General features: G+C 47.9%; 11 protein-coding genes. All 11 read right to left on the reverse strand.

What is annotated here, in order from left to right; genetic code table 11:
• Positions 1 to 241 (reverse strand): DUF6429 family protein (locus PMI22_RS23535; RefSeq protein ID WP_007943643.1); only part of this gene is annotated, 241 nt, incomplete at its 3' end.
• A 68-nt stretch (positions 242 to 309) separates the two neighbouring features.
• Positions 310 to 1,851 (reverse strand): IS66 family transposase, encoded by a 1,542-nt coding sequence (tnpC, locus tag PMI22_RS23530; RefSeq protein ID WP_033048866.1) that lies wholly within the window; start codon positions 1,849 to 1,851, stop codon positions 310 to 312.
• 18 nt (positions 1,852 to 1,869) lie between these two features.
• Positions 1,870 to 2,229 (reverse strand): IS66 family insertion sequence element accessory protein TnpB, encoded by a 360-nt coding sequence (tnpB, locus tag PMI22_RS23525; protein WP_007943645.1) that lies wholly within the window; start codon positions 2,227 to 2,229, stop codon positions 1,870 to 1,872.
• A gap of 132 nt (positions 2,230 to 2,361) precedes the next feature.
• Positions 2,362 to 2,721: an IS66 family insertion sequence element accessory protein TnpB gene (gene tnpB / locus PMI22_RS23520; protein ID WP_007943646.1), complete on the reverse strand. Its 360-nt coding sequence runs from the start codon at positions 2,719 to 2,721 to the stop codon at positions 2,362 to 2,364.
• A 44-nt stretch (positions 2,722 to 2,765) separates the two neighbouring features.
• Positions 2,766 to 3,506 (reverse strand): glycosyltransferase, encoded by a 741-nt coding sequence (locus PMI22_RS23515; protein ID WP_081502745.1) that lies wholly within the window; start codon positions 3,504 to 3,506, stop codon positions 2,766 to 2,768.
• Positions 3,507 to 3,567: 61 nt separating this feature from the next.
• The gene (locus PMI22_RS30325) at positions 3,568 to 4,632 is read right to left on the reverse strand and encodes a glycosyltransferase (protein WP_007943648.1); all 1,065 of its coding nucleotides are present in this window, start codon (positions 4,630 to 4,632) and stop codon (positions 3,568 to 3,570) included.
• Between the two features lie 53 nt (positions 4,633 to 4,685).
• Complete coding sequence (locus tag PMI22_RS30330) at positions 4,686 to 5,582, reverse strand: glycosyltransferase (RefSeq protein WP_007943649.1); 897 nt, start codon at positions 5,580 to 5,582, stop codon at positions 4,686 to 4,688.
• Positions 5,579 to 6,589, reverse strand: a complete 1,011-nt coding sequence (locus PMI22_RS23510) for an EpsG family protein (protein WP_007943651.1) — start codon at positions 6,587 to 6,589, stop codon at positions 5,579 to 5,581. The genes PMI22_RS30330 and PMI22_RS23510 overlap by 4 nt, the downstream gene beginning before the upstream one ends.
• Before the next feature lie 96 nt (positions 6,590 to 6,685).
• On the reverse strand, positions 6,686 to 8,128 hold the full coding sequence (locus PMI22_RS23505; protein WP_007943652.1) for a flippase: 1,443 nt from the start codon (positions 8,126 to 8,128) through the stop codon (positions 6,686 to 6,688).
• A 169-nt stretch (positions 8,129 to 8,297) separates the two neighbouring features.
• Positions 8,298 to 9,362 (reverse strand): LPS O-antigen chain length determinant protein WzzB, encoded by a 1,065-nt coding sequence (locus PMI22_RS23500; protein ID WP_007943653.1) that lies wholly within the window; start codon positions 9,360 to 9,362, stop codon positions 8,298 to 8,300.
• Between the two features lie 256 nt (positions 9,363 to 9,618).
• On the reverse strand, positions 9,619 to 9,927 hold the full coding sequence (gene ihfB, locus PMI22_RS23495) for an integration host factor subunit beta (protein ID WP_162131640.1): 309 nt from the start codon (positions 9,925 to 9,927) through the stop codon (positions 9,619 to 9,621).
• Between the last annotated feature and the right edge of the window lie 367 nt (positions 9,928 to 10,294).

The raw sequence follows: 10,294 nt of genomic DNA on the forward strand, positions 1-10,294 counted from the left end.
CATGCTCCACTTGAGTTCTTACCCTAAACAACCGGTCTGCTATTTGTCGACCTCGCTCCAGCCCTTCAGCCGTCAACCAAATCGATTTGTTCTTGTTCACCGGATTACTGATGAAACCCTGTTCATGTAATCGATTCATGGTCTCGAAGTCGAACCCTTTCCAAGCATTGCCGTCATCAAAGCTGAAGGTTGCCAACAGGGCAAGCACGACTTCTTCAATCAATTTATCGTCGTATTCCATGATCGTTGCTCCGCTCGTATTCTTTAAGCTCACCATAAACTCCACCGACTTCAAGATCGGTAACGCGCCTAGCTAGGCGATGCTGGCGAGCAGTTCCACGGCAACAGCGCTTCGTAATCTTCAACCGAGGTCGCCAGTGGTAGCCGTTCTAATGTGTGGCGCAGCCACGCATAGGGCTCTTGGTCGTTGGCTTTGGCAGTCTCGACCAGGCTGTAAAGTTGAGCGCTGGCCGTCGCGCCTTTGGGTGTGTCGCTAAACAACCAGTTCTTTCTTCCGATGACGAAGGGCCTGATCGCACGCTCGGCGGGGTTGTTGTCGATCGGCAAATAGCCTTCCTCGGCGTACCGCTCCAGTTTGTTCCAGTTACTCGCCAGATAGCCGATGGCCTTGCCCAAGGCGTTCTGAGACGTAACTTGTGGCTGCGTCTTTTCCATCCAGCTTTTTAACTGAGCCAGCACTGGCAGGCTTCGATCATGACGGCCGGTTTTACGATCGTCGTCGCACGCATCCTTCAGATCACGCTCTACGCCATAGAGTTTGTTGATCAGGTTCAGTGCGATATCAGCGCGTCCCGTCTTGCCTTTCGGCTGCACTTTTTGCGCCTCAATAAACTTGCGCCTTGCGTGCGCCCAGCAGCCCAAACGTTCGACTCCGGCCTGCGCGCCCAACGCGTTATAACCGGCGTAATCATCGGTCATCACATAGCCACGATAGCCACGATAGCCATCGAGCAGGCGTGTCGGCACCTCCTGCGCGCGGCTGGTGGCGTAGTCAAAAAGGATCACTGGTTTATCTGGCGGGCCGCCGGTTTGCACCCACATCCAGGACTGGCTGCTTGGGTCTCGGTCAGGCTCTTTCAACACCTGTACCCGTGTTTCATCGCAGTGGATAACACGGCTGCCCAGTAGGCTCTCGCGCATTAAATTCAGCAGCGGCTGGAAGTGTTCACCGCACTGGATAACCCAGCGTGCCAACGTCTGGCGCGGGATATCGACGCCATGGCGGCCCAAGACTTTTTCGAAACGGTGAAGCGGTAGTCCATCGACGTACTTGGTGGTCAGCAGCATCGCCAGAACACTTGGGCTGGCCATGCTTTTTTCAATCAGTTGAGCCGGCTTGTCAGCAGTGACCGGCGCCATCTCGCAGTCGCGGCAACCGTAAACTTTCCGAACGTGCCTGATCACTCGGATCTGCATCGGCACGATTTCAAGCTGCTCGCTGACTTCTTCGCCAATCGTGTGTTTGCGGCAGCCGCAGACGCACGTCAGTTCATGTTCGGGAAGTTCGTGGATGATCTCGATGCGCGGCAGATCGGCGGGCAGTGGCTTGCGTTTACCGCGGCGCTTGGTCGGGGCAACGACCTCTTCATCTGAGGTTTCGTCCACAGGCTCGACGACGCTTTCTACTTCATTGAAGAGGGCCAGTTGCGGCGTTGCCGCATCAGCTGTTTGCTCGGACTTACGTCCGAACAGACGCTGAAGCAGGAGGGCATTCTGTTCTTCTAGCCGAACAATCTTTCCCTTATCCAACTGACGCTCGTCAAGCATCTGCCCAAGCATTTGCTTGAGCAGAACGGGATCATCTGGAAGATTTTCGGGCAAGGAATTCATGCCCTGGATTATACCGAATCAGGCTACGAATCGCGGCGTCAAAACTTGATGAGGACGGTTGCGCCAGAGGTCAAAGCCATCGAGCATCCAGTTGAGTTCCTGAACGGTCAGAACGATCGCCTCGTCGGTGGCGTCAGGCGATGTTTTGAATCGTTCGGACTCGAGGCGCTTGAGCCAAAGGCAGAAGCCGTTGCGCTCCCAATAGAGGATCTTTACTCGGTTACGGTGGCGATTCAGAAATACGAAAAGCACCGGGTCGAATACGGCGACTTTAATATCCAGTTCGACCAGCGCCGCCAAGCCGTCGATGGATTTTCGGAAGTCGACCGGCTTTGGGTACAGATACACTTTTTCGACTTTGGCATCGGGTCGCATCATGGCGAGCTTGCTCCTGAAGGAATCGGGAGCACAGCATCCGGGATCAGCTAAGCGCTTTGAATGTGGGGTTTATGGAGCGCTTACTCATCAGGAAGGTCTTCGGGCATTAAATTCATGCCCGGATTATACCCGTCAGACGACGAATCTTGGAGTCAGAACTTGATGCGGGCGGTTGCGCCACAGATCAAAACCGTCGAGCAACCAATTCAGTTCCTGAACGCTTAACACGATGGCTTCCTCGGTGGCGTCGGGTGATGTTTTGAAGCGCTCTGACTCCAAGCGTTTGAGCCAAAGGCAAAAGCCGTTGCGCTCCCAGTAGAGGATTTTCACTCGATTACGGTGGCGATTCAGAAAAACAAAAAGCACGGGGTCGAACACCGCGACTTTAATATCCAGCTCGACCAGCGCAGCCAGGCCATCGATGGACTTTCGGAAGTCCACGGGCTTGGGGTAGAGGTACACTTTTTCGACTTTTGCATCGGGTCGCATCATGAGGTGCTGGCTCCAGAAAGAGTTGGGGAGCACAGCTTCGAGCATCAGATTTCGACTTGGAATGTGGGCTTCATGGAGCGCTTACGGTTGCCAGCGAAAACCAAGCAGAAATTACGTTCAAGCTGCGCCAACAACTCAGCAGGTATCTGGCTGCAGACTGCGGGCTTCAGAGATAAATCTTGATACGAGTTTGGGTAATAAACGATCTTGTCGCGTCGAGCATAACGCGCAACTGGGGTAATGAATGCTTTGGACTGCACGAGTAATGTATCTGTACAAGCATAGATTCCGCGCACCAGCCAACCGACTATGCGTAACGCCAAGCGATTACGAATAAACCCCGTAGCACTGAGACTTTCTGGCCATAAATCCTGCACCCAAACGGCAAGATGCACCTTGAGGCGCCACTTTAGATAAATAGCTGGAATAACAGAGGTAATCGGCGACGGCGCGAACACAAAAATCACATCAAACGAGCGCCCGTTAATTGCCCGCCGAAAAAAACGTAACCCACTAAATACAAAAGAGAAATAATTTAAAAATAAATTCTTTGCCCCCCCCAAGCCGCGAGGTCGCAGTGGAACCCTATAAACAGGAAAACTCGCGCAGAACAAATATTCAATGCAACCGCCACTCTCATAACCTGAGTAAATTCTACCTTCAGGATAATTTGGCTTTCCTGTCATCACCAACAGCTCATGCCCCTGCTTGACAAGCTCGAGCACGACATCATTAATGACAAAGTTCTCAGGCCAAAAATACTGAGTGACAAGCAATATTTTCAATGCACAAAACTTTTATATTTAACCTGAATCATTAAATCTTAGAAAGACCAGAAAACAAAAGTCAAGCCATCAACCGAGCCAACGCATTATCGTAGCACTTTAAATAACCATCAACCATAGACTCGACAGAGTACATACGTTGAGATTTCCGCCTTGCAAAATCCCGCTTATCTAAGCCAGCTTTAATTTCACCTACAATCTCGAGCATGCCCTTCATATCATCCAATCTAAAAAATGAGACTTCCGACTCGTCAAACATCTCACGGAAAGCAGATATATCAGAACACATAATATTAACATCACATAAAGAAGCCTCTACCAAGGCAATGCCAAACCCCTCAGTCCGCGACGGAATTATGTATGCGTCGAAATATTTATTATAAATATATGCATAAGGCAAAAATGGAAAGAAAAGACAGCGATCCTCAACACCAAGCTCCTTCGCAAGAGAGACTAAAGATGGCTTAAACGGGCCCTCCCCTATAATAATGGCCGCAACATCCTGACTTGAGTGAACCAAGTGAACGATCTGCTCTATACCCTTTTGCTTTGTCTGGTTGCAATAAGTGCCGAGAACAAAAAAACCGGATTTTTTTAAGGAAACCACAGCATTAACCACAGTCGAGTCGACCGTAATATCAGATGCATCAGATATTGACACACCATTATACACATAATAAATATAAGATGCCGGTAAAAGCTTTTGATAGTAGCCGACGGCATCTTTAGTTAGGCAAACCAAACAATCCATCCTTTGCCACGCAAACCTCCATATTTTGGTAAAAACTATTGATACCAGCCCTCCATGATAATTCTTAAGCTCTTCCCTGACAAAATTATGTATTGTGGATACGCAAATTCCGCGAATATGCGACCTATTAATTGCAACATATAAATCAGGACGCAGATTATGAGAGTGGACTACATCGTACATCATGAAATCAATTTTCTGAAAAAAATTAATCCTTTGTACACCACACCCTACAGGGACCGGTTGCTCAACAATATGATCGAAATAAAAAACATCGACTTCATGGCCAACTGCAATCAACCCACCGGCAATACTCAATGCAACTGTAACTGTCGCCGAGCGACTTAAAGAAGGCAAAATTATGGCAATCTTCACTACAACATCCTATATTTCAATGCTGAATTGGGAAACCTGCGACAAGGCAGAAATCAACGACTATTACCGTATCGCAAGAGTGAAGTACATGAGGAAATAATTCTCTTCACCGAGTAAATATTTAGGACGGCGCGGGGAGAAAATAGGCTTGCCCTTATCAGTCTAACAATCCCAGTTAAAATGCGACCAGACCTGAGATGTAAACATGCCGAAAATACATAGGCTGATGCAAGAAAGCGATCGGGAATAAAATTCACTCGAATAGAATTCCCCACAAGAGATTTCGCAACAACAATTGACTCATCTGCTTTTTCGAAGTCTGATACTGCGTGAGTCTGTGAGTTGGCGTGAACTCTAAACGACGAAAGAATCATGTTATAACTTAAAAACGAAGCACTTCCCGCCAACCTAAGCCAATACTCAAAATCCGGGATTTGCCTCAAATCCGTCCGCCAACCGCCTATATGCTCAAATAATGACTGAGAGAAAATTGCGCCAGGGCCAACAGGACAATAGAATCTTTCGAACATATTTTTACTATCAAAAAATAGTGTTTGGAAATCTTTAATTTTCTTGCCACTACTGTCGATCAATTCGTAACGGGGATAAACAACCACCTCGGAACCCACTTTATCTGCCGCCTCCACAAGAAACTCAATCGCATTCTTGTGCAAAATGTCGTCTGCGCTTAAATATGACAAATAATCACCGCTTGCCTTTTGCCAGCCATAGTTCAATGCATCCGACTGCCCGCCGTTTGCTTTGCTCAAAATCACCAAGCGACCTGAAAATTCTTTGCAGATATCAACTGTGCGATCTGTTGATCCATCGTCCACAACAATACATTCAATATTACAATATGTTTGATCGAGTATAGAGGAAAGAGTATCTCTTATATATTTCTCACCGTTATATACTGGCACCACAACTGAAACAAGCTTCGTACTCATTGCGACAACTCTTCTAGATTTGAAATAACTTTCTCATTATCTTCAGAAAACATATTATTTCGCACATGCCAATTTAGAAATACCAGGGCACACAGAAAAAATACCATTCCCTTAGCTAGCAGCCTTTTTTCTCCATTGAATGCCAAAGCAAAATAGATTGGTATTACGCTAGCTAGGACCTCAAACACCCTTAACGGTATAACAGGGATCCAATAAAATGCCAGATAGATCCCAACCCCACTTACAACCATATTATGAAGAGCATCCGTTAAACTACTACGCGGCAAAAAAAATGCAACCAATGAAAGCAGAAGAGTTACAATAAGCTGAACAGAAAACTGCGGCACATAATAAGGCTCACTCCCCACAGCTGAAATATACACCGCTACTCGACCCAAAAATGAAACATCCGGCAATAAATCAACAAAAAAATTATAGTAATAGCCAAAAATTGCAGAAACCATATACACCAATATCACTAAGTAGAGCTTAGCAAAACTGCTCAGCTTGAATTTCACAACACTGAACACTACAAAAAATAGCACCCCAATAACCATCGAGTAATGCGAGAGTATAGAAAGCGCGAAAAAAAGCGTGGGGAAATGGCCGGTCTCTTTTTTCCTCATTATGCCTATCCAAAGAAACGCAATACCTAGGCCAACACGGAGCTGAGTCATTTCGTGGTGAAAAAACTGTAACGCCATATAACAAAATGCTAGCAACCAGAAATTCCCGCTATCTTCCATAACTTTTATTTTGAGTAAAAAACTCATAGCCGCTATACAAAACAAAAATAGTGCCGCCGAGTCAGTTCCAAAAATCAAACCAAACAATTGAGCCCCGTAAACAAAGGATCCCTCAATATTATTCATCGAATCAGCACAATAAATACTTTGAGCACACTTGAAATATATTACGTACCCAGGATAATCAACGGAAATATCAGCATACCCCCCAATAAACGCCAACCCAAGGAATGCAAAAAATATTTTTAGAGTTATATTCATGAGCTCACACTGAAGGACTGACAATTAAAAACCCACAACGACAGCATTTAGGACTGACCACCATGAATTCCCCCTTAACTATTTCAAGAGCGAAATTTAATTAAAACTTCCCCGCTCGACAAAAAACTCCCTACAGGCGAGAGTTAAAGTAAATATAAATATAATCAAAAATAGATACAGCCGCACATCAGCCTCTTCAACCAAAATAACCATATTAGCGGCAATAGCGAGCACGCAATAGATAATTACTCGCCTACTGACTAATGACCGAAATGGCCATCGTAGGAGACGCCAACAAGCCCCGAACATCAAAGTCGAATCCGCAATCATTCTAATCAACCACGCTAATGCAGCCCCCAAAACTCCAAACTCTATTGTCATCCACCAAACCAGCGCTACAAATAACGGAAACTGAACACAATGAATAAGCGCAGTAGTCCGCGGGGCGTTGGCACTTTGTATTAGCGTATAAGGAATATGAGCCAAACAATTAATTAATACCCCAATCGAAAAAATTTGCATGAGCGTAGCGCTTTCTCTAGCGAAGCCTTCCCCAATCCATACCTCAAGAATCTCAAATGAAAATATTGCGACAAATAATGTTATAGGGAAAACTATCAGAAAAAGCCAAGTAACAGCCTTATTAAATAATGGCTTTAATTTTCTGTTATCTCCTGAAAATTGCGCTGAAAAAGTTGGAAATAAAACAGCTGTCAAAGCTCCTGGCAGAATCCATAACCGCAATATCATCTCCTGCGGTGTTGTGTAATAGGCAGCAGCAGCAGCAGAAACAATTCCGGCAATAAGGAAGCGGTCTACGTAGCCCATAAATGGACTGATGATGTTACTCAAGGTAAGCCAGCCACCAGACACACAAAGCGGTCTTAGGAGCGTTTTTCGAAGAGCCAGCCGTCCATGATTATCAGGGAGGACACGCCATGCATACCAGGCATGAACCGCACAGGCAACTATGCGCCCCGCCGCTAGAACACCCGCAACCACATCCAATCTTGTCGAGCCATAAAGCACCACAACCACAGGACCAAGAAAGGTGAACAGCCCCATCGGCAGTCGAATCGAATTGATGGTGCCGAAGGCGTGAAGCGCTTCCAGCACCCCCCTGAATCCCGAGGTCAGAACAATAGCCGGCATCGCCAGTGCCATCAGCAGCACGGCATTAACTGCTTCCTGCTGATCTGGTACTGATTGAATCAGTCCAACGCCCCAAGGCGCAGACAGCGCCATCAGCAGTCCAGCAAAGATCCCTAGCCCCGCCATCAGTGCGCTAGCGGTCGCCACCAGCGCACCAACATGCTTCTCATCATTCTCGGCCATGGCAACAGCGACTTGCTGCGTGAGCGCCCGGCCCAAGCCAAGATCAAACAGGCCAAAGTAACTCACAACCGCCCAAATCAGGGTCAGCAATCCGAAACGAGCCTCTCCCAATTCTCTGATTAGGATCGGAATGCAGAAGACAGCCACAATCAAGGGAAGACCGAGCCCCAGCAAATTGTAGATCGAATGTCTAACAAGTTTCATAGGTTATTTCCTACTGCGCCGAGGTAGTACGGAGTTATTCAGGCGTTACAATCAACGGACAGCTTGATTGTTCAAAGCTGTGCTCCAACTCTGGGTAGGCATTTACGCGCCATACCATCGACTTTCAGCCTATGGGCAAAGCACCGGAGACTGCACTCAAGACATTACATCAAACAATTGGCTTGCGGCGTTTAACCAGCATGCCGCGAATAAGAGCAATAAATGCGCCCAACATACCGCCCAAGACTAGGCCGAGGGCCAGGATCAGGGCTTTTTTCGGTTTGATTGGGGTTTCCGGTACTTCGGCGGCGCTGTCCAGGGTGAACACCGCAACACCGTCAGGGCTAATACTGACCTTGGCCAGAAAATTCAGCTGATTTTCCAGTTCACGCAGGTCGGCCATAAATGGATCGTCATTCGTGCGGCTTTGCAGCACGGCCAGTTCGGCGCGAATGGCCTTGGCACCGCGCATGTACATCAAATTGCCATCAATGAACTGCTCCAACTCACCATCCGACGATGTTCTGCTGGCTTTGACCTGCGGCGCTTGCACACCCACTTTATCCGCAACGATCAAGGCCTCACTCAGGCGAGCGATGCGGTCTTCGCGAAGTTTTTTGGCACTCTCACGTAACACCTCAACTTGACTTCTGATCGACTTAACTCGCGTACTGATTTCAGTCGCGGCCGTATCAGCCATATCTTGCCGGGTCTTGCTCGCCGCCCGTTCAACATACAAATTCGCCCACTCTGCCGCCCTGCTCGACACTGCGGACTGCGCTGCCACTTCGAATCGATCGGGGTTATTTTTAACATCTGGATTGCTGACGACTAGCTTCTTGTTGAAAGCCTCCCGAAGCTGATTTTTCGTTTCTGAGCCATCCTCAGCTGCCTGCGCAGGAAGATAGATCTGCTCGAAAAAACTATTGCGTTGGTTTTCTGAACGAAGATTTCGGGTAAAAATTGAGTATATTTTTTCCACAGTGAACACTGGGAGCCCCGCCTCGGCCCGCCCAAGATTATAACCGGCTATATCCGCCAAGCGCGGCGGCAACAAATTGGTTTTTGCCTCGTAGACTGGCGCGGACAAAAAGGCATAACTAGCGGCTACGACTGTGATTATCAGTGTAACAAGAGCGATCAGGAGCTTTTGCTTCCATAGATGCTCAAGCAACTCAACTAAGTCAATCTCGTCCGAGGGTATGTTGCTGCTAACAGGTGGAATCTGACTCACTGAAACTCCGGACTAATAAACAAATTAATATCGGCAGCTCAGCAATGGGGATGGGGACTAAAAAATCCGCTCGCAACCCTTTGATTCTTTGGCCTAGATAACAGCCTCTCCTTGAGACGCTCCAAAGAAGAGAATCCTCACTGCCGAAACGAGCTACAAACTCAGCGCGACATTCTCTCAGATACGTGAACTATTACAAGACTTGACAGGCCAGGCCAGACCAAAACTGACCTTACCGACAGACCCTAAAACGCCATTACTCCTCCTCATTGACCCGATCCCGCAACTCTTTCCCCGGCTTGAAATGCGGAACGAACTTGCCATCCAGGCTCACGGAGTCACCAGTCTTGGGGTTACGCCCAACCCGCGGTGCAAGGAAATGCAGGGAGAAGCTGCCAAAGCCACGGATCTCGATACGATCACCAGTCGATAGTGCCTGGGACATCTGCTCAAGCATGGTCTTGATTGTCAGCTCAACATCCTTCGGCGACAGCAACCCCTGGTGCGTAACAATCCGCTCGATCAACTCCGACTTGGTTATGCTTTTCCCTTCTATTTCAAGCAGGTAGAACAACTCTGTAGAGTTTTAGCATGCTCGTAAGGCTTTGAACAGCCGAAGATTTGAGCTTTGCAACGGACATAAAAAAGGCTATGCCCTAGTTACGTGTTGCACACAGCTTTTGTAGGGTGGGTTAGTGGCGCAGGACAGGGTTTGAAAATCAATTGCGCAATGCGTGCGCCACGTAACCCACCAAGCGGTGATCGGCCGGCCCCATCTGGTGGGTTACGGCGCAACTGACTAAGCATCAGCAGATAGTCCGCGGTCATGCGCCTAACCCACCCTACGAATTACCGCGCACCAGGCATCGCCTAACCGGCCCACACGCTTCAACACATAACTGGGACATAGCATCGAGTAGGAGGCGGATTTA

The organism is Pseudomonas sp. GM21, from assembly GCF_000282215.1.
GTDB lineage: Bacteria > Pseudomonadota > Gammaproteobacteria > Pseudomonadales > Pseudomonadaceae > Aquipseudomonas.

Coding starts and splice junctions, on each gene's coding strand:
- PMI22_RS30330 (WP_007943649.1), bottom strand. CDS start 5,582: ATGAGTACGAAGCTTGTTTCAGTTGTGGTGCCAGTATATAACGGTGAG.
- tnpB (WP_007943646.1), bottom strand. CDS start 2,721: ATGATGCGACCCGATGCAAAAGTCGAAAAAGTGTACCTCTACCCCAAG.
- tnpB (WP_007943645.1), bottom strand. CDS start 2,229: ATGATGCGACCCGATGCCAAAGTCGAAAAAGTGTATCTGTACCCAAAG.
- PMI22_RS23510 (WP_007943651.1), bottom strand. CDS start 6,589: ATGAATATAACTCTAAAAATATTTTTTGCATTCCTTGGGTTGGCGTTT.
- tnpC (WP_033048866.1), bottom strand. CDS start 1,851: ATGAATTCCTTGCCCGAAAATCTTCCAGATGATCCCGTTCTGCTCAAG.
- PMI22_RS23505 (WP_007943652.1), bottom strand. CDS start 8,128: ATGAAACTTGTTAGACATTCGATCTACAATTTGCTGGGGCTCGGTCTT.